Source organism: Achromobacter sp. JUb104 (assembly GCF_024806975.1).
Classification (GTDB): domain Bacteria; phylum Pseudomonadota; class Gammaproteobacteria; order Burkholderiales; family Burkholderiaceae_B; genus Achromobacter; species Achromobacter spanius.
Genome location: NZ_JANUEY010000001.1, coordinates 1,695,143 through 1,714,419, shown reverse-complemented (window position 1 = coordinate 1,714,419; position 19,277 = coordinate 1,695,143). Strand labels below are relative to the sequence as shown.

19 protein-coding genes are annotated in these 19,277 nt (G+C 65.2%); 11 read left to right on the top strand and 8 right to left on the bottom strand.

Annotation, left to right across the window (positions count from 1 at the left end; genetic code table 11):
- Nucleotides 1-59 precede the first annotated feature (59 nt).
- The 3 genes from M2361_RS07715 (at nt 60) to M2361_RS07705 (ending at nt 1,537) form a co-directional block, all read left to right on the top strand.
- Nucleotides 60-221, top strand: a complete 162-nt coding sequence (locus M2361_RS07715) for a hypothetical protein (protein WP_259247509.1) — start codon at nt 60-62, stop codon at nt 219-221.
- Between the two features lie 49 nt (nt 222-270).
- Nucleotides 271-423 (top strand): DUF3309 domain-containing protein, encoded by a 153-nt coding sequence (locus M2361_RS07710; RefSeq protein ID WP_006222114.1) that lies wholly within the window; start codon nt 271-273, stop codon nt 421-423.
- Between the two features lie 157 nt (nt 424-580).
- Nucleotides 581-1,537 (top strand): 2-hydroxyacid dehydrogenase, encoded by a 957-nt coding sequence (locus M2361_RS07705; RefSeq protein WP_259247508.1) that lies wholly within the window; start codon nt 581-583, stop codon nt 1,535-1,537.
- A gap of 38 nt (nt 1,538-1,575) precedes the next feature.
- Here M2361_RS07705 and M2361_RS07700 read toward each other — a convergent pair whose 3' ends face one another.
- Nucleotides 1,576-2,412 carry a universal stress protein gene (locus M2361_RS07700; RefSeq protein WP_259247507.1) on the bottom strand — a complete coding sequence of 279 codons (837 nt, stop codon included), beginning with the start codon at nt 2,410-2,412 and terminating at the stop codon, nt 1,576-1,578.
- Between the two features lie 111 nt (nt 2,413-2,523).
- Nucleotides 2,524-4,671 carry an FUSC family protein gene (locus M2361_RS07695; protein ID WP_259247506.1) on the bottom strand — a complete coding sequence of 716 codons (2,148 nt, stop codon included), beginning with the start codon at nt 4,669-4,671 and terminating at the stop codon, nt 2,524-2,526.
- A gap of 292 nt (nt 4,672-4,963) precedes the next feature.
- On the opposite strand from M2361_RS07695, the gene M2361_RS07690 reads away from it, so the two are divergent.
- From M2361_RS07690 to M2361_RS07680, 3 genes are all read left to right on the top strand, one after another.
- Nucleotides 4,964-5,869: an EAL domain-containing protein gene (locus M2361_RS07690; protein ID WP_259247505.1), complete on the top strand. Its 906-nt coding sequence runs from the start codon at nt 4,964-4,966 to the stop codon at nt 5,867-5,869.
- 141 nt (nt 5,870-6,010) lie between these two features.
- Nucleotides 6,011-6,205: a hypothetical protein gene (locus tag M2361_RS07685; RefSeq protein ID WP_050444732.1), complete on the top strand. Its 195-nt coding sequence runs from the start codon at nt 6,011-6,013 to the stop codon at nt 6,203-6,205.
- 215 nt (nt 6,206-6,420) lie between these two features.
- Complete coding sequence (locus M2361_RS07680) at nt 6,421-7,521, top strand: DUF748 domain-containing protein (protein WP_259247504.1); 1,101 nt, start codon at nt 6,421-6,423, stop codon at nt 7,519-7,521.
- Nucleotides 7,522-7,527: 6 nt separating this feature from the next.
- Here the strand turns inward: M2361_RS07680 and M2361_RS07675 are convergent, their stop codons facing one another.
- The 3 genes from M2361_RS07675 to M2361_RS07665 are packed head-to-tail and all read right to left on the bottom strand — an operon-like array spanning nt 7,528 to nt 10,989.
- Nucleotides 7,528-8,433: a c-type cytochrome gene (locus M2361_RS07675; RefSeq protein ID WP_259247503.1), complete on the bottom strand. Its 906-nt coding sequence runs from the start codon at nt 8,431-8,433 to the stop codon at nt 7,528-7,530.
- Between the two features lie 2 nt (nt 8,434-8,435).
- On the bottom strand, nt 8,436-10,202 hold the full coding sequence (locus M2361_RS07670; protein WP_259247502.1) for a GMC family oxidoreductase: 1,767 nt from the start codon (nt 10,200-10,202) through the stop codon (nt 8,436-8,438).
- The gene (locus M2361_RS07665) at nt 10,195-10,989 is read right to left on the bottom strand and encodes a gluconate 2-dehydrogenase subunit 3 family protein (RefSeq protein ID WP_259247501.1); all 795 of its coding nucleotides are present in this window, start codon (nt 10,987-10,989) and stop codon (nt 10,195-10,197) included. The genes M2361_RS07670 and M2361_RS07665 overlap by 8 nt, the downstream gene beginning before the upstream one ends.
- Before the next feature lie 116 nt (nt 10,990-11,105).
- Between M2361_RS07665 and M2361_RS07660 the strand changes: the two genes are divergently transcribed.
- The 4 genes from M2361_RS07660 (at nt 11,106) to M2361_RS07645 (ending at nt 15,975) form a co-directional block, all read left to right on the top strand.
- On the top strand, nt 11,106-11,531 hold the full coding sequence (locus M2361_RS07660; RefSeq protein WP_259247500.1) for a hypothetical protein: 426 nt from the start codon (nt 11,106-11,108) through the stop codon (nt 11,529-11,531).
- Between the two features lie 361 nt (nt 11,532-11,892).
- A complete protein-coding gene (locus M2361_RS07655) occupies nt 11,893-13,467 on the top strand; it encodes a TerC family protein (protein WP_259247499.1) in 1,575 nt (524 codons plus the stop codon).
- A gap of 336 nt (nt 13,468-13,803) precedes the next feature.
- On the top strand, nt 13,804-14,871 hold the full coding sequence (locus M2361_RS07650; RefSeq protein WP_404976352.1) for a formylglycine-generating enzyme family protein: 1,068 nt from the start codon (nt 13,804-13,806) through the stop codon (nt 14,869-14,871).
- A 99-nt stretch (nt 14,872-14,970) separates the two neighbouring features.
- Nucleotides 14,971-15,975 (top strand): HAD family phosphatase, encoded by a 1,005-nt coding sequence (locus M2361_RS07645; RefSeq protein WP_259247497.1) that lies wholly within the window; start codon nt 14,971-14,973, stop codon nt 15,973-15,975.
- Between the two features lie 49 nt (nt 15,976-16,024).
- Here M2361_RS07645 and M2361_RS07640 read toward each other — a convergent pair whose 3' ends face one another.
- From M2361_RS07640 to M2361_RS07630, 3 genes are all read right to left on the bottom strand, one after another.
- Nucleotides 16,025-16,417 (bottom strand): hypothetical protein, encoded by a 393-nt coding sequence (locus tag M2361_RS07640; protein WP_259247496.1) that lies wholly within the window; start codon nt 16,415-16,417, stop codon nt 16,025-16,027.
- 247 nt (nt 16,418-16,664) lie between these two features.
- On the bottom strand, nt 16,665-17,294 hold the full coding sequence (locus M2361_RS07635; RefSeq protein ID WP_259247495.1) for an FMN-dependent NADH-azoreductase: 630 nt from the start codon (nt 17,292-17,294) through the stop codon (nt 16,665-16,667).
- The gene (locus tag M2361_RS07630; RefSeq protein WP_259247494.1) at nt 17,291-17,749 is read right to left on the bottom strand and encodes a GNAT family N-acetyltransferase; all 459 of its coding nucleotides are present in this window, start codon (nt 17,747-17,749) and stop codon (nt 17,291-17,293) included. The genes M2361_RS07635 and M2361_RS07630 overlap by 4 nt, the downstream gene beginning before the upstream one ends.
- A 93-nt stretch (nt 17,750-17,842) precedes the next feature.
- On the opposite strand from M2361_RS07630, the gene M2361_RS07625 reads away from it, so the two are divergent.
- Nucleotides 17,843-19,267 carry a PLP-dependent aminotransferase family protein gene (locus tag M2361_RS07625; protein ID WP_259247493.1) on the top strand — a complete coding sequence of 475 codons (1,425 nt, stop codon included), beginning with the start codon at nt 17,843-17,845 and terminating at the stop codon, nt 19,265-19,267.
- The last annotated feature ends 10 nt before the right edge of the window (nt 19,268-19,277 follow it).

Below are 19,277 nucleotides of genomic sequence, written 5' to 3'. Positions count from 1 at the left end.
ATTGTTTCGGATCCGTGCCGTATTGCGGGATCCGCGAATGATCTCTACAGGAGAGTGCCATGCAAGCCACACAGTATCTACACGTGCCGCCCAAGCCCGAGCCGATTCCGCCTGGCTCGCCGCCCGGGGATTTGCCGGTGGACCCGGATACCGACCAGCCCGAAGTGGATCTGCCGCCGCTATCGCCGCCGGTCAGGGAAATTGAGCCGCCTAAGCGCTGATGCCCGCTTGCCACCCAAGAATTCGAATCAATAACGACGAGGAGTCATCATGTCGACCATCCTGCTGATCATTCTGATCCTGCTGCTTATCGGCGCTGTACCGGCGTGGCCGCACAGTAAAGGCTGGGGCTACTACCCCAGCGGCCTGCTTGGCATTGTCGTGATCGTGCTGATCGTGATGCTACTGATGGGGCGCATATAGCGTTCTGATGGCTACCCCGGCCCAGCGCGGCGCCACCGCGCTGAGCTGGGCCGCCCGCTTTTGCAAGGAATGGCCGCTGCCTGGACGGCGAGTGGCGCGTGCGGGTCCCCAGGCGTAAGATTTCGCCGACATCGATCCGCCACCCCGCAGCAGCAACATGACCATTCCCTTATTGATTTTGATCGACAGCGTGCAGGACTACCTGCCCGAGATCCAGGCGCGCGGCTTTCAGCCCGTCTACGCGCCCACCGACAAAGCCCGTGAACAAGCCATCCTGGACCACGCCGACGACATTCGCGTCGTCTTGACGCGCGGCGCCACCGGCCTGCGCGCCGACGAAATGGCCGCCATGCCGAAGCTGGAATTGGTCTGTTCGCTTGGCGTGGGCTACGAGAACATTGATCTGGCCGCGGCCGCCGCGCGCGGCATCGTGGTGACCAACGGGCCGGGCGCCAACGCTGTGTCGGTGGCCGACCACGCGATGGCGCTGCTGTTGGGCGCCGCCCGCCATCTGCCGCAGGCCGATGCCTGGGTCCGCCAAGGAAATTGGAACGGGTTCATGGGGCCGCAGGTGACCGGCAAGCGCCTGGGTATTCTGGGCCTGGGCACCATCGGCCTTGAAATCGCACGCCGGGGTGCGAACGGGTTCGGCATGCGCGTGGGCTATTACAACCGGCGGCCGCGCCCGGAATCGGGCTACACCTATTTCGACAACCCGCGCGAGCTTGCCGCCGCGTCGGACTTCCTGGTCATCGCCACGCCGGGCGGCGCGGGCACGCGACATCTGGTGGATGCCCAGGTGTTGCAAGCCCTGGGGCCGGAGGGCTATCTGGTGAACATTGCACGCGGCAGCGTGGTCGACACGGACGCGCTGATCGCCGCGCTGGCCAGTGGCGGTATCGCCGGCGCGGGCTTGGATGTGGTGGACGGCGAGCCGCATATTCCCGATGCGCTCAAGCGCTTGAACAACGTGGTGCTGACCCCGCATAGCGCGGGGCGTTCGCCCGAAGCCGTGGCCGCAACCGTGGCGCTGTTTTTGGAAAACGCCACGGCGCATTTTGGCGGCAAGCCTGTGTTGACCCCGGTGCTGGACGCGCACGCGGAAGCGGCCTGAACACCCCGCCTGAGCACCCCGCCCGCGTCGCACCCGCTTCAGTGCGAAAACATGATCGGCACGGTCATGCTTTTCAGGATGGACGCGGTGGCGCCGCCCATGGCCCATTCGCGGAACTTGCTGTGGCCGTAAGCGCCCATCACGATCAAATCCGCGCTGTAGTCGGCGGCGGCATTCAGGATGGTGCTGCCCACGCCCACTCCCTTGATGACGCGGTTCACATGGTCCGGCGCGGGCATGCCGTGCGCCACGCAATAGGTAGCCAGATCTTCAAAGGGCACGCCTTCGTGCTTCGCAACACTTGCGCCTTCGTCCATGGTCAGCACTACCAGATGCGACGCCAGGCGCAGGGCGGGCGTGGCGTCGGCCAGCGCGCGGGCGGCTTCCCGGCTGCCGTCCCAGCAATAGAGCACGCGGCTGCCTACCCCGGAAAAATCACCGCTTGACGGCAACACCAGCACGGGCCGGCCGGCGGTCAGCAGTATCTGTTCCACGAATTCAGTTTCGTGCGCGGCTTCGACGTCGTCGCGGTTGTATTGGCTGACGATGACCAGGTCGCTGCTGCGGGCGTGCAGGGCAACGGTGGCGCTGGGCGCGGCGTCGCCCGCGCGTACGAAGGCGGGCACGTCGGCGGCGGCGGCCGCCTCCAGAAAGGCGTTCTGTACCGCGCCCCGATTCTGCGCCTGCAATTCCTTCATGACGTTCAGCGTGCGCGACATCAGCACGGATTCGCCGTAGTAATACTGCGGCGGCGCGGCGCTGGCATAAATGCCCACCAGATCCGCCTGATGCTGTTTGGCAAGCGCCAGCGCCAAGGCGGTGCGGCGGTTGCAATCGAATCCGTGGTCCAGGTGGACGGAAATGCGTCGGTACATGGCGGGCCTCCTTGATTAGCGTCCCATGTCGCCATGGTTGCGCGTTCCGGCGGGCCGACCCTTGATGCGCATCAAGCCGGTATCAACTATGTCGACTGCGCGATCGCGTTGTTAACGCGGCGCTTCCTTTTCAACGCGGTCGCGCAGTTGCCGTACCTGGCGCGCCTGCTGGGCAATGCGGTCCAGCGGACCGGCCAGCGCGGGGTCGGCCGACAGCACGGCGGCCGGTACCGCGAATTGGCGTGGGGACGCCGCCGGTGCGTTGTCCTGCGGGTGCAAGGCATGCGCCAGCACCAGCCCGTAATCTTGCAGCGCCGTGGCGGCCGTCGAGGCGTCGGGCGGCAAGGGCGGTTGAATTTCCAGCACAGTGCCGGCGGCGGTGATGCGCCGCATCGCGTTCAAGAGGTTCACGGCGGTGTCGACCTTGCGGTCACGGTGCACGGGGTTTTGTTGCAGCCGCTGCAAGGATGCTTCGGCGTTGTCGGCCGACAGGCAGGCCAGGCGACGCAGGCCAACAATGTCGAGGGCGGCGGTATCCGTCTTGGCATTGCTCTTCAGCCGGATCAACGCCAGGGCATAGGCGGCGTGCCGTTCCAGCGCGCGGGTCAAGGCGTCGGCCAATTGGCGCGGCTCTTTTTCCGGCCACACCAGAAATCCCACCAGCAGAGCCAGAATGCCACCCAGCACGCTGTTGAAGGCGCGCAGCGCGGCCAGCATGGGTTCGTAGATGTCGGGTTGCTGGATGTGGCTGACCAGCACGAACTGCGAGGTCAGGAAAAAGGTGAACAGCGCGTAATGGATGGTGCGGGCGGCGAAGGTGCCCAGGGCGATGGGCAGCACCGCCAAGGCCACGGACAGCGGCGTGCTCAGCAACAGCCCCAGCAAGGACGCACCGATGGCGCCCGCCACGCTGCCGATCACCCGTTCCAGCGTGCGCTGCCAGGTGGTGGCGAAGTAGGGTTGCAGGATGAAGACCAGGGTCAGCGACATCCAGTAGCCGTGATTGACGGCGAAGGTCTTGGACAGCGCCACGGCGATGGTGGCGCCCACGCCCACGCGCAAGGCATGGCGGAAGGCATCCGATTCCACGCCCAGATTCTGGCGCAGGGTGCGTGCGGCCTGGCGCGCGCGGCTTGCCAGGCTGGGGACTTGAACCGGCGCTGTCGGCGCGTCGCCTTGGTCGAACATGGCTTGCATGACCGATTGGGCCGTTTGCAGCATGCGGTCCAGCACCGGCACCACCGAGGCCAGATCAGGCGCATACGCCATGGCGCCGCCGCGCAGGTCGTGCAGGCCGGCGCTGAAGTGCGCCAGCCGTTCCCGCAGGCATTGCGCCTGCTTGGCGTCACTGACGTCCGAGGTGCTGGCGATGGCGTTGCAGACGCTGGCGTAGCGGTGCAGCGCATGGGACAGATGCGCGCCGGCGCTGCGGCCCAGCCAGCGTGGCGCGTTGGATTCCAGCAGGTCGGCCGCGGCGACCAGCGCAATGAAACTGTCTTCGGCGCTGTCCAGCAGATACGTCAATTGATGCGCCCGTGCACGGCGCGACGGGCGGGTGTCCTGCACTTCGCGGATACGCACGCGGGCGGCTTCCAACGCCGCCCGCTGTGCGCTGCGTTGCGGTTTGGTGACCGCCGTCCAGGCCTGCGGCCCGCCGGCTGGGGTCACGCCCGACACCGTCAGGCCCGAATACATGCGCGCCAAGGCATCGGCGAAGTCCGCCAGGCCGCGATAGCAGTGCGCAACGGCATGGGTCGCGTCTTTCCAGGGGCGTCGGCGCCAGACCAGGGCCGTCATCAACATGGCCCACACCGCGCCGGCCAGGAAGAACAGGGTGTACGACAGGCTCTCGGCCAGCGTGGGCGCGGGCAATTCCGCCGCCACCACGAAGCCAGCCGACAGCAGTGTGCCGACAATGGCGGCGGCCGGCCCCAGCACCCGCAGCAGTCCGCCGAAGGTGCAGCAGGCGAAGGTCAGCGGCAGCAGCAGCCAAAGGTGGCTGGCGCTGGCGCTGGCCAGGAAACAGAAGAGGGCGCCGATCAGTCCCAGCGCGAGCATGGAGCCCGCGCGTTGGCGCAGCGGCCCGCCGGGGTCGCCGAAGCAGGCCCAGAAGGCGGCGATGGCGGTCCAGCCCAGGCGCGGCTCGTGAACCAGCACGGCCAGGATGACGGGGGCCGCGCTGATCGCGGCGGCTTGCAGGGCGTCCAGCCACAGCACGTTGCGCAGCGAGGCGCGCCAGAGGGAAAGCAGTTTTGTCACGCTGGGAATACGGCAGAAGTCAGGCAGAGAATGCGCAGGACGCAAACCCTAGCATGTCGACAAGGGCGTTGGCATATACGGCTGGTTACATTAATGTGAATTAATGGACTGAAACACGCAAATTTGCCTGGAACAATTGCGCGAAATGGCATAAAAAAACATTTGCGATGGCGTCACCGGTTATGTGGGTGACGCAATAGCGGCAAGCCAAGAGTGAACTCATGTCCCAATGTGTCCCTATCTGCGCCCGGACAGCGCAGGCGTTATCCAGGGACATGCGAGGAGCGTTGACATGACGCCGAATCACGAGGCTTCAACCAGCTCGGTGGTCAGCGATGATGAAATCGCCGCCATGGTTGCAGGAAAAGATGGGCTGCGCGTGTTGTTGCAGCCCCAAATGGATTTGCTCACGGGGAAAATCGTGTCGGCCGAGGCGCTGGCGCGATGGCAGCATCCCCGGCTTGGGCTGGTCATGCCTGCCGAATTCATTCCTGCCGTCAATCGCATGGGTATGGACAAGCAACTGTTCGAACGCGTTTGCCTGCGCGTGATCGATGTGCTGCTGACCATGCGCCGAATGGGCGTCGCGGTGCCGATCGCGATCAACGCGCCGGCCACGACGCTTGCCGACGACCGCTCGGTCGCCTTCCTGCTTGACCGTATCCGCGCGGCGGAACTGCCGGCCTCGCTGGTGCGCGTCGAACTCACCGAAGACCAGCCCATCAAGGACCTTGACGTCTTGCGCGCGTCGCTCATGAAGCTGGAGGACGCGGGCTGCGAGGTCAGCCTGGACGATTTTGGCACCGGGCACGCCTCATTGAAGCTGCTGTCGGCCATTCCGCTTTCCGAAGTCAAGATCGACCAGTATTTCGTGACGCGCATGCGGCGCAGCGCCGTGGCGTTCGAAGTGCTGCGCAGCGCCGCCGAGCTGGCCACCCGCATGGGGTGGCGGGTGGTGGCCGAGGGGGTCGAGAACGTGGCCGACATCCCCGCCTTGCGGGCAGCGGGTTGCCGCTACGGCCAAGGCTTCGCGTTGGGCCGACCCATGACGCTGGACGAGTTGATGCTGCGGCTGCGCACGCAACGCGACGGGATAGCGCCGCTGGCCGCCTCCGCTACCTATGCGTCGTCCTGGATCGAGGCGTTCGACGGCGCCGATGCCGAGCCCGGTCCGCCTGTGCGTGTGACCACGCAGTAGCCCCGCAGGAGCGGTAATTCTTACCGGAATCGTCCCGTCCCCGACCGCCTCCCGCACCTAAACCCCACGCGCAGGGCGTTTGGGCACGTCAGTTGCGACAGCAAGTCCAGCGGAGTTGTTCCGCCCTCTAGGAGACTTGTAATGTCCAATCAGAACCAGCCCGACCAGCAAAAGCAGCCGCAAAAACAACAGGCCCAGGAAAACCCCAAGGACCGCAACCAACAATCGGGCCAACAACCTGGTCAGCAGTCGGGGCAACAACCCGGCCAGCAGATCGACAAGGGTCAAGGCCAGCAAGGCCAGAACCCCGGCCAGCAAAACAAGACGCAGCGCTAGCGCCTTGATCGCGCCTTGAGACCGCATACCGGCAGCGCGTATCCCGACGGCCCCGGCCTCGCCCCTGACAGGCGCGGCCGGGGCCATTTGCTTGGGCCCCCGGTTTGCTGCCATCATCCTTTCCGGCCATTGAAATATGTGGCCGTATCTTCGACCATGCGCTCTGACCATGCACTTTGGTCATGCGCTCCCGTTGGCTCTATCCAGGATTGCTCATGAATTCGCTTGCTCCCGCATCGCGCCAGCGCTCCGCCTTGGGGTCGACCCTGGCGGTGCTGTTGATGCTGATGGCGCTGGCGGCGATTCTTGCGTTTGCCGCCGTCCGTATTGTTGAACAGCGCGTTTCAAGCCTGCTTGGGCCGCGCAGCCAGGTCGGCGACGTACAGGTCGGGTTCCGGCAAGTGGTGTTGACCGACGTCGTGGTACCGGGTGCGTCCGGTCAGGCGGAGGCGCGCGCCAAGCGGATCGTGCTGGAGCCCAAGTGGTCCGGCTTCCTGCGGCATGAAGCGGTGTTCAACACCGTCACCGTCGAGGGCTTTGACTTTGCCGTCGTGCGCACCGACAACGGCGATATGCAGATTGCGCCCGCCTTGAAGACGGCGCTGCAAGCGGGCGAAGGGCGCACGCGCGGCCGCATGCCAATCGACATCGCGCAACTGGTGCTGCGCGACGGGCGGCTGGACTTTGTTGACGCCGCCGTAGCCACGCCCGCGCACCGTATCCCTTTCAAGAACGTGCGGGCGCGGCTGAGCCCCGTGATGATTCCGGGCGATAGCGTGCGCAGCAACATTGAATTCGCCGGCGACGTGGAAGACAACCGCAATGGCGAATCGACGGTGCGGGCCCAGGGCTGGGTGGAAATCGGCGGCACCGATTCAGAAATGAAGGTCGCGGTGCGCAATATGGATATCCGACACGCGGCGCCGTACCTGGCGGAAAACGGCGCCGGCACGCTGACGGGCGGCGCGATGGACCTGGACATGAGCACCGCCATCGCCAAGCAAGATTTGCGGGCGTCGGGCGTTGTGGCGCTGCGTGGGCTGAAATTCAGCGGTGATGGTTCGGTGTTTTCGCTACCCCGCAAGGCGGTGCTGGCCGCCATGAAGGACAAGACCGGCGCACTGCGATTCGAGTTCGCGTTGCGCGGCAGCCTGGACAACCCCAAGTTCTCGGTCACGCGCGGTTTCGCCGCGCAAGTGGCGCAGGGCTTCGGCCGCGCGATCGGTGTGGGCGCGGAAGGCGCCGCCCAAGGCGTGACCGGTGCGGTCAAGGAACTGGGCGACGCGTTGTCGGACTTGCTAAGCCCTAGCCAGTGACGCCGCTTATTGCGGCTTGGGCGCGGGCCCCGCGTAGTAGGCCGCCAATGCCTGGATCTCGCTATCGGTCAGACGCTGCGCAAACGCGCGCATGACGCCGACGTCATCGTTCTGCCGCGAGCCGCTGCGAAAGGCATTCATCTGGTCGACGAAGTACTCCCGCGACTGCCCCGCCAGGCGCGGCAACAGCGGGCCTTCGCCCATGCCGCGCAGGCCGTGGCAATTCGCGCAAGCGGGCAGGGCGCGCGTGCCGTCGCCTTGCACATCCAGCTTGCGTGCCGCTTCGCCGCCGAATTCGCCCACATGCATCGGCGGGCCGGCCAGGGTGCCGTAGTACGCCGCCAGCTGCCCGATTTCCTGCTCGGTCAGCGCGCGCGCCACCGTATTCATCAGTGGTTGAACGCGCGTGCCGCTGCGGAAGTCGGCCAGTTGCTTGGCCAGATACTCGCTGCTCAGGCCCGCCAGATTCGGAAAGATGCCGCCAGTGGGTGTGATGCCGGCTTGCCCGTGACAGGCCACGCAAGCCTGCACGCCCGCCGCGGGCTTGCCATTGGCGGCAAGCTGCTTGCCGGCTTGTGGGTCGGCATCGCGCAGGAAGTTCTCCCATTCCGGACGCGACGCGCTGAAGTCCTGTGCGCTGCGGCCGGGTACGGGGGTGGCGGGTTTGGGCGGCGCGGACGGTGGTGGCGCGGACGTGGGCGCCGCGGCCTGGGGCGGCGCGGCCGGGCCAGCTGCTGCTGGCGCTGCGGGTGACGCGGTCGCGGGTGGCGCCGATGCCGTGACGGCCCTGGCGCGGATCAGGCCGTCGCCACCGGTGCCGATCATCTGGTGCGCCGTGGCGATCAACGTGACCAGCGGCGGCGCCATGATCAGCAGGATGGCGACGGATATGCCTTTGCGATGTTCAATCATGATCACACCAGCGGTCCCGGCGAACGCAGATAGTCCGCCTTGATTTTTTCGACGATCCAGTAGGCGGTGGCGCCCACGGTGCCTGTCGGGTTGTAGCCCGAGTTTTGCGGGAATAAGGCCGCGCCGGTCACAAACACATTCGGCACGTCCCAGCTTTGCCCGTAACGGTTGACGACGCTGGTGTCGGGGTTGTCGCCCATGGCCGCGCCGCCGGTCAGGTGGGTGGACTGATAGGCTGTTGCCGAAAAAGGCCGTTTGCGCGGGCCGGGCTCGGTCCGCACGATGCCCTTCATGGCGCGGCCGATCTCGTCACCCTTGGTGGTTAGGAACGCCGACATGCGGATGTCGTTGTCCGGAAAGTCGTAGGTGATGCGCAGCAGCGGCAGGCCCCAGGCGTCCTTGTAGGTGGGGTCCAGGCTCAGATAGCCGCCGCGCCAGGGCTGGGCGGACCCGGTGATGGTGATGGACGCCGAATGGTTGTAGTAACGCTTGACGGCCTTCTTCCAGTCGGCGCCCCAGGTGGGCGTGCCTTTGGGCGTGGGATGAAAGCCGATGGGCGCGCCGCTGACCACCTGGATCTGCAGATACCCGCCGCCCACAAACCCCAGTGGCCCGTGGTCGAAATTGTCGGCGCTGAAATCGTCCATGGTCACGGCGACCGCGCCCGCGCCCATGAATGGGTTGATATTGATCGACTCGTCGAAAAACAGGTTCACGCCCGACGTGGTCTGGTGGGTGTAGTTGCGGCCCACGACGCCGGTATCGGTTGCGGGGTCGTAAGGCTTGCCGATGCCCGAGAGCAGCAGCAGGCGCACGTTGTTGATGCCAAAGGCGCACAGCACCACAACCTCGGCCGGTTGGAAAACCTCTTCGCCCGCCGCGTCCACATAGGTCACGCCGCGCGCGCGCTTCTTGTCCGGCGTCAGTTCCACACGCAGCACGTGCGCGCCCGTGCGGATCTCGAAGTTCTCCATCTTCATGGCCACGGGCAAGATGCAGACCTGCGGCGAGGCCTTGGCGAAATGCTCACAGCCAAAGTTGGAACAGAACCCGCAGTACACACAGGCGCTCATGTGCAGGCCCTCGGAATTCACATAAGGGCGCGTACAGAGGGCCGAGGGCTGCACATAGGGGTGATAGCCCAGTTTGCGCGCGGCTTCGCCGAACAGCGCGGGCGCGTAGGGCACCTTCATGGGCGGATTCGGATAGGGCCGCGAGCGCCAGGGTTCAAAGGGGTTGCCACCTTCCTGCTTTTGCCCCTTGATGTTGCCGGCCTGGCCGGAGGCGCCGATCAAATAGTCGTACCGGTCGAAATAGGGCTCCAGCTCGTCATAGCTGACGGGCCAGTCCTGGCAGCTCAGTTCCTTGTCGAAAATCTTCGCGCCATAGCGCTCGGTGTAGTGGCTGCGGATGCGAAAGTCGGTGGGATCGAAGCGGTAGTACGCGCCCGACCAGTGGTTGCCCGCGCCGCCCAGGTGCGTGCCCGGATACGCAAACTGCCAGCGGCGCATGGGCAGCGCCTTCTGGTCCGTACTGTTGCGAAACGTGAAGGTTTCGGTGGCCGCGTCCTGGTGCAGTTCGTGGCGGCGGGCGTACTTCAATTCGTCGTGGACGTTAGGGCCCTGGAAATCAGGGGAGGGCCAACGCGCCTGGCCGCGTTCCAGCACCACCACCCGTTGCTTGGCCGCAGCCAACTCCTTGCCGATGATGGAACCCGTCCAGCCGCCGCCGATGATCGCGACGTCCACGGGGGGTAGCGTTTTAGCCATGTCCGTCTCCCGGTTTCATCTTGTGGCCCACCGCATTGGCGATGGACACGGGCTTGCCCGCCCAAATCACGCCATGGCGTTCGATATCGTTGGAGAAGGACGCATAGGCGCCGGGAAATCCCACCAGCTTCCATCCCACCATGTCGACGTTGCCACCGTAGAGCGGGTCGGAAAAGAAGCCTTCGATCGTGCCGTCCAGCAAGGCCTGAAAGAAGATGTCGGACGGCAGCGGAGAAAAATCGACTTTGCCCGCCTGCAAGTCATGAAGCCAGGCGTCCTGCCTGGCTTCATCTAGTTCTGCAAAGGGTTTGCCGTCTTGCTTGCGGGTCGCGGCGTCCAGCGCGGCCAAACCGCGCCGGATCATCTCGGCCGGCGTGAATGACAACTGGTAGCCCTGCTCGGGCGTGCCTTTTTCAAACGGACCTTGTCGATAGAACTGGCTGCCCGCGCCCCAGGCGCCCGCCAACTGGCCATCCAGGAAATAGGTGACGCCGGCTTCTTTTGCGCCGGGGCCTAAGTCGTCGGCGGGAATCAAGCGTGCCGCGATGGCGTCCATCGCCTGGGCTTCCTGGGCGTTGAAGAATCGAAGGGTGCGGTCGGCGGAGGGCGCTATGGCCGCCTGGCCTTCCGGGTTGCCGGCGGCGGGGGCGGGCGCAGAGGGAGCAGCTGCCGCGCGGGCGGCCCAGGCGGCGCCGGGCACGCCCACCGCCAGCGCCTTGAGCAGCCCACGCCGGCCTGCGACGGGCTGGCCTGATCCGGAACCGTCATTCGAGGATTGATCGTCCATGCATCGCTCCAGTTTTGGGGCAGGCACGCTACTTGCCCCGCAGTTGATAGAGACCCCGCAACAACTCGTTATCCGCTGGCAATTAGTTTGTCACTGTTTTTAATTGGGAGACAACGATGAAAAGCCACAAACTGCTACTGATATCCGCCATGTTGGCGGTGTTGCCTTGGCATGCGACCACGGCGCAGACCAGCCAGACCACGCTGGTCGCGCAAGCCGCGCCGCCGCCTTCCACGCCCATGCCCACGGCGGACGACAAGATGGCGCCGCCCAATGTCATTCGCGAGCCCGTGCCGGGAACGCAAAATCCCGACAAGCAAAAAATGCCTGCCACTGAAGAAAAGACCGGGACGTCGAAGCCCCGGCCTGTCGACTCCAATGCTCCGCCCAAGGGCGATGCAAATCCGCGCCAGAAAGCCCCGGATACGGATACGCGCGGTGGCGGCAAAAGTGGTGGCAGCAAGACGGGGGCGCCGGATAACACGGGCATGCCTGGGTCGGGTGCATCGTCCGGCTCTGGAGGTGGGGCGGATACGCGCTGAGGCCTGGCCCCCGGCAAAATGGGGCGATATCGCTTTCAGGTATTATTCAGTTTCCTGTAAGAACGAGAGCCCGGCGGTGTTTGCGTCCTGAGGTTGCGAAGGCAACCCCGTGAACACGGCCTTTTATGACTCAAGACCCCCCTCCTAGCAGGGCGCCCCGGCGCCCAACTTTTCTCTCTATCCGCCGGCGCGCCGTGGCATCAACACGACGCGCGGTTTCAATCTGCATCGCCACTGTGCCGCCGCAACTCGCGTGCCGCGCGCCGCCCGGCTTTGACCATTCCCCCTTGAATCCCCACGCTTTCCTCCTTCAGCAAGGCGGCGCCGCTGCGCGCGCACGCCCGACATTCGCGGACCCACAATGATTTTCGACTGGATGTACCACCCCACCGCCTGGCTCGGCCTGGCGACCCTGGTGATTCTTGAAATTGTGCTGGGCATCGACAACCTGGTGTTCATCGCGATTCTTGCGGACAAGCTGCCGCCCGAGCAGCGCAACCGGGCGCGGATGATCGGCCTGAGCCTGGCGCTGGTGATGCGCTTGGGCCTGCTGGCCAGTATCGCCTGGGTGGTGACGCTGACGGCGCCGCTCTTTACCGTTTGGGGTAGCGAGATATCCGGGCGGGACCTGATCTTGATCCTGGGGGGTATGTTCCTGCTCTTCAAGGGCACGATGGAATTGCACGAGCGCGTGGAAGGCAGCGCCGGCCACGAGTCCGGTCAGAAGCCACAGCACGCAATCTTCTGGCAGGTCATCTTGCAGATCGTGGTGCTGGACGCCGTGTTCTCGCTGGACTCGGTCATCACCGCGGTCGGTATGGTGCAGGAACTCAGCATCATGATGATCGCCGTGGTGGTGGCGATGGCCGTCATGATGGTGGCCAGCCGTCCGTTGATGGCGTTCGTGGGTCGCCACCCCACCGTGGTGATCCTGTGCCTGGGCCTGCTGCTGATGATCGGTTTCAGCCTGGTTGCCGAAGGCCTGGGCTTCGATGTGCCCAAGGGTTATCTGTATGCCGCGATCGGCTTCTCGATTTTGATCGAGCTGTGCAACCAGTTGGCTCGTCGTAACCGCGCCAAGGGCACGCACGCCCTGGGCCGCCGCCAGCGCACCGCGCAGGCCGTGTTGCGCCTGCTGCATACGGGACGCGCCGGCCAACCCGGCCAACAGGCCGACGAAATGGTGGCGCTGGTGGACAGCGCGGGCGATGAGCCCGCCTTCGCGCCCGAAGAAAGCTCCATGATCGAGCGCGTGCTTTCCGTGGGCGGGCACGACGTCCGCTCCATCATGGTGCCGCGCGGCGACATGGTCTGGCTGGATGTGGCGGATTCGTCCGAAGCCGTTGTGCGCAAGTTCGCCAGCGGCCACTCGCGCTTGCCGCTCTGCGCGGGTGATGCGTCCAACGTGCTGGGCGTGTTGCACTTCAAGGACGTGCTGCCGCTGTTGAGCAACCCTGGTCCCATCGACCTGGTGGACCTGGCGCGCGAACCGCGCTACGTCATGGAGACGACGCCGGTGTTGAAGGTGCTGGAAGAACTGCGCGCCACGCGCGACCACATGCTGATCGTGGTGGACGAACACGGTGTCTGCGAGGGCCTGGTTACACCAATGGATGTGCTGACCGCCGTGGGTGGCGAGCTGCCCGAACACAGCGAAGACCAGCCTGAAGCGTTGCAGTTGTCGGACGGTTCATGGTTGCTGGAAGGCGGTTTGTCGGTAGGCGAAGCCGCCCGTTTGCTGGACACGCCCGGCTTGGTTGCGGACACCCCGGACGCCACGCTGGCGGGTTGCCTGCTGCGCGCGGTGGGCCGACTGCCCGACGCCGGCGACATGATCCGCCTGCATGATTGGAATTTCGAGGTCACGCGCCGCGACGGCCTGCGCATCCATCAAGTGCATGCCCGACCGGAAAACCAACCGGGGACGCAAGAGTAATGCCGGGCGCTTTTCCTGATTCCCCGGATAACGCCAGGCTTGGGCGATGCAAAACTCTGTGAGAATATTGCGAAAGGCATTTTATTTCTCGTGATTTTCCGAAAGTCCGGGTATGCGGCGCGCAGGGTCGTCGGCGTCGATCCGATGCACCGTCACGTTGGTATTCCCGACCCGCATTGGTCGAACCTGCCTCTTCCGGGCGGCCCTATGAATTTCTTTGACTTCGGGTGACTCGATATGGCGACGAAGCAAGTGAAAAACAAATCCCGCCTGGTTGGCGCGCTGCTATTGGGCGGCGTGGTGCTGGGGGTGGCGGCAAGCACGGCTTTTCTGGTGATGGCCGACGACGGCAAGCCACAAGCCGTCAAGGTGGTGTTGGGCGACGGCAAGAATGGCCCGCCTGGCATGGCATGGGTGCCAGGGCGCGAATTCCTGATGGGCAGCAGCCACAAGCTGGCGCAACCCAATGAAATGCCCGCGCACAAGGTGGCGGTAAGCGGGTTCTGGATGGACGTGAACGACGTCACCAATGCGCAGTTCCGCCGCTTTGTAGAAGCCACCGGCTATGTCACGACAGCCGAGCAAAAACCCAAATGGGAAGACCTGAAGGTGCAATTGCCACCCGGCACGCCGCGCCCCGACGACAGCCTGCTGGTGCCCGGCGCCATGGTGTTCGTGGGCACCGAGTCCGAGGTGTCGCTGCGCGATTACTCGCGTTGGTGGCGCTACGTGGCGGGCGCGAATTGGCGGCATCCGCAAGGCCCGGGCACGTCGATCGACGGCAAGGACGATCACCCCGTCGTGCAGGTGTCGTACGAAGATGCCGTGGCCTATGCAAAATGGGCCGGCAAGCGCCTGCCGACTGAAACTGAATGGGAAATGGCGGCGCGCGGTGGACTCGAACAGGCCACTTACGCCTGGGGCGAAGAGCTTTTGCCCCAGGGCAAGCCGATGGCCAATATCTGGGACACGCAGCAAGCGCAGCCGTTTCCCGTTGTGAAGGATGAAAAAGTGCAGGTGGGCACCATGCCCGTCGGCAGCTTCTCGCCCAACGGCTACGGGCTTTACGACATGGCCGGCAACGTCTGGCAATGGACGTCCGACTGGTACCGCGCCGACGCCTTCAAGATTCAGGCGCAGTACCGCAAGCCGCCCGTGGACCCCGCCGGGCCGGCCGACAGCTTCGACCCGGACGACGGCGCTGTGCCGCCCGGCGCGCCCAAGCGCGTAACCCGTGGCGGCTCGTTCCTGTGCAGCGATACCTATTGCATCAGTTACCGCACCAGCGCGCGGCGCGGCACCGACCCGATGAATGGCATGTCGCACCTGGGATTCCGCACGGTGATGACGCCGCAGCAGTGGAAATTGGCGCAGGCCCGCAAGAACGGCGTCGCCAGCCGCTGACGCCGCGCCAGCCGCACGGCCAGCCAAGCCCCCCGCGCCGCGCCTTGGCCTGATGCCGCTTGACCCTCGCAAGTTCGATCCCGTTCCAGGAGAATCGTCATGAACCTGTCTGTCCGTTTCGCACGGCGCTGCTACGCCATGCTGGCGTTGCTGCTTATCGCCTGCGCCGCGCACGCCCAAACGCCGTTGCCATCCTGGAACGAGGGCCCGTCCCGCCAGGCGATCCTGGCTTTCGTGGACGCGGTCACCAAAGAGGGCGGACCGGATTATGTGGCGCCGGTCGACCGTATTGCGGTGTTTGATAACGACGGCACCCTGTGGAGCGAACAGCCGATGTACTTCGAGCTGATCTTTGCCATGGACGAATTGAAGGTCCTGGCGCCGCAACACCCGGAATGGAAACTGGAACAGCCCTACAAGGCCGCGCTGGAAGGCGACCGTCAGACGCTGGCGGCCGCCGGCAAGGAAGGTTTGCTGAAGATTGTCGGCGTGACGCATACCAACATGACGACGCAGGCGTTCTCGGACGAGGTCAAGCAATGGGTGAAGACCGCCAAGCATCCGCGCTTCAAGCAACCTTATACCAACCTGACCTTCGCACCCATGCGCGAGCTGCTGTACTACCTGCGCGGCAATGGCTTCAAGACCTACATCGTGTCGGGCGGCGAAGTCGAATTCATGCGTGCCTGGGCGCAGGACGTCTACGGCATTCCGCCCGAGCAGGTCATTGGCACCACCTTCGCCACGGAATTCCAGATGCAGGACGGTAAGCCGGTGTTGATGCGCTTGCCCAAGCTGGACTACAACGACGACGGCCCAGGCAAGCCCGTGTCCATCAATAAATTCATCGGCCGGCAGCCCATTTTCGCGTTCGGAAATTCCGACGGCGACCTGCAGATGCTGCAATGGACGATGGCGGGACCGGGCAAGCGCTTTGCTGGCCTGGTGCACCACACCGACGCCAAGCGCGAATGGGCCTACGACCGGGATTCCCGGATCGGCCGGTTGGACAAGGCCCTGGATGAAGCGGGCAGCAAAGGCTGGGTGGTGGTGGACATGGCGCGCGAGTGGAAGCGGATATACGCGTTCGACATGCCGCAATGACGATGTCCACGCGCGCTAGCGCGGGTTCATAAGCAGCGGCTGATCGCGCCTAGCTGCACACACGGCGCCAAGGCGCGATACCGCGCGGCGGGCAGTAACCGGCGCACGGCGTTGCGATGGACATGCCGCTTTCGCAGCGCTGTTCGGGGTCCTTGTCGCCGTAGGGCACCGTGCCCTGGCAGTCGCAACTGGCCAGACCGGCGCCGGACGGCAGCTTCTTGGGCACCAGCGCGGGCGCTGCCGTGGCGGCGGCAATGCTATCGTCGTCGTCATCGGTCTGGTTCTGCATGGCGGCGCGCACCTTGGCCACGGGCATGTTGCAGGCCTTGGCGATGGCCTTCACCGATTTGCCATCGCCTGCCATCGTCATTATTTTCTGGTCGCTGCACGCCGCCTGCGACGGTACGGAAAAAACGCCGCTTAGCGCGACGAGAGCGGTCATGAAAAGAAGGGGCTGGCGCCAGGTCATCGCACGTCTCCAACAAGAACGAATCGGTCGGGCGAAGTACGCCGTATGCGTGATGGCGCTTCGTTAAGAAGCCGTTATCACAGTGGCTGGCGCCGCTTGCTTGCGGCCTAGCGTAGTGTGCGCGTTTCCACGGTGTCAATGCGACCCGATTTAATAAGCGGACGTGGCTGAAAGGCCTGGTAAACAAGCACTTATGAAGCTTTACCAGGCCGGCCCACGATCAGGCGACGGATGCCGTAGCCAGCGGATGCGCCGCGATTTTTGCTTCGGCCAAGGCGCGGGCCGCCTGCAATGCCGCATCACCGCGCGCGGTGCCGTGCACCGAAAAGAAGGTCACGTTGGACAGGCCGATCGTGCCCAGCACATGCTTCAGGTAGGGCGTCAGGAAGTCCGGCTGGCGCGCCGCGTCGCCCGAGAATTCACCGCCCGACGACACGGCCACATACACGGGGCGATCCGGCAAATTACCGATCTTGCCTTCGGGAGTGATGCGAAACGTGCTGCGCACCCGCACCACATGATCAATCCAGACTTTCAACGCCGACGGCACCGTGAAGTTGTGCATGGGCGTGGCGATGACGATGTGGGTGGCGTCTTGCAATGCCTGGATCAGTTCGGTGGATAGGCGCAGCGCGCCTCGATTCAGCACGTCGTCCGCCGGGTCTGCCGGCGCGCTTAGCGCCAGCGCGTAGTCGTGGTCCACATGGGGCAGGCGAGTGGCGTCGAGTTCCACGATGGCGGGCGCCGCGCCGTCTGCGTCGTCGACCAGGCGTTCAATGATGCGTTGCGACAGGCGGTGGCTTTCGGAAGCGCGGCCGCGGGGGCTGCAGGTGATGTGAAGAATGTTCATGCGGTCGTCGTGTCCAGGTTTTTGCTGAAGTGCAGGCCTTGGCTCAAGAGCCCTTGCCGAAAGTAGAAACGTTGCGCCATCGAATTGGCCAGGCCGGTGTCCAACACCAGTTTTGCGCAACCGGCCTCGCGCGCAATGCCGTCCAGCGCGTGCAGCAGGCGCGCGCCCCAGCGGCCACCGCGCCGCGTGGCGTCCACCACCAGGTCGTCCACATACAGAAAGCGGCCGTAGATCAGGTTTTCCTGGTAGCGGTAGCCGGCCAGCGCCACGGGCTTGCCGCCATCGTTGCCGGCCAGCAGGCGGTAGCTTTGGTCACGCATGCGGCGGATGCGCGCGGTGAAGTCGTCGGCGTCAGCCAAATGCGGCCGAAGCTCGCGCATCAGCGGCAGGCACGCGCGTAATTCTTCTTCGGTTTCGATGTGGTGCAGGGCGGGGTCGGCCGTGGAGGTTTGCATAGGGGGGCTGGTGTCAGGGTTGGAAGTCAGCCGTCATCGTAGATTTGCCATGCCATAATTTGTAGAGCCATAAATTGAACTTTGGACTATGCCATGATCAGCCGCCGCCCCGAGGCCCAGGCACCGCTTGCCCCGGACAGCACCGACCCGCTTTACCGTCAGGTGTATGAGCGCTTTCGCAGCGCCATCGCGGAGGGCGCCCTCAAAGCCGGCGACCGCATTCCGTCGGCGCGCGCCTTGGCCAAGGAAATGGGCGTGGCGCGCGGCACGATCGAAGTGGCGTATTCGCTGCTGGCCGCCGAAGGCTACATCCAGGCGCGCGGGCAGGCCGGCACCATCGTGGCACCCGATCTGCAACCGCAAGCCGCCGCACCCGCTGTCGTCGCGCCGGTCGAAGCGGCGGACGACGAGCACGGCTGGCATCGGCCGCCCCGCATCCTGCCGTTCCAGATGGGCATACCGGCGCTGGATGCCTTTCCGCGCAAGCTCTGGGCGCGCCTGGGCGCCCGCCAGTTGCGCGGCTTGCAGGCGGCCGATCTGTCTTATCCGCCCTCGGATGGCTTGCCCGACCTGCGCACCGCGGTAGCGGCCTATCTGCGCGTGGCGCGCGGCATTCATTGCCAGCCCGCGCAGGTGTATATCACCTCGGGCTACAACTTCACGATGCAGTTGATCATCCAGGCCTTGCTTGCGCCCGGCGACCGTGTCTGGGTGGAAGACCCCGGCTATCCGCCCACGCGGGCGCTGTTGGCGCAGGCCCGCTTGGACGCCGTGCCGGTGCCGGTGGACGCGGATGGCCTGATGGTGGCGGAAGGCGTGGCGCGCGCGGGGCAGGCCAGGGCGGCGGTGGTGACGCCGGCCCATCAAAGCCCGCTGTCCATGTCCTTGTCGTTACCCCGCCGCCAGGCGCTGCTGGACTGGGCCGAGCGCAGTCAGGCCTGGATTGTGGAAGACGACTACGACGGCGAATACCGCTACGTCAGCCGTCCGCTGCCCGCGTTGAAGAGTCTGGATACGCAGGGGCGGGTGTTGTACGCGGGGTCGTTCAGCAAGGTGCTGTTTCCCGGCATGCGCCTGGCGTACCTGGTGGTGCCCGAGGCGCACGTGCCGCGCTTTGACCAGATCAGCCGGCTGCTGTCGGGCGGCGCGCCGGCCTATACGCAGGCGCTGCTGACGGCCTTCATCAGCGAAGGGCACTTTGGACGTCACATCCAGCGGATGCGGCGGCTGTATAGCGAACGTCGCGAGGCCACGGCGGCGGGCTTGAGCGCCGCGCTGGGAAGCCGCCTGCGGATTGATTCCCAGCCGGGGGGCATGCATCTGGTGGCGCGCATGGACGGCAAGCTGCGCGACCAGCCGCTGGCCGCGCGCATGCTGGAACAAGGTCTATACGCGCATCCCTTGTCGCGATGGTCGTCGTTACCGGATCCGCAGTCAGGCTTGTTGCTGGGCTTTACCAACATCGCGTCGCAAGAGCAGGCGTATGAATTCGGCCTGCGGATCCGGGCGTTGATGTAGCAGCTGATGT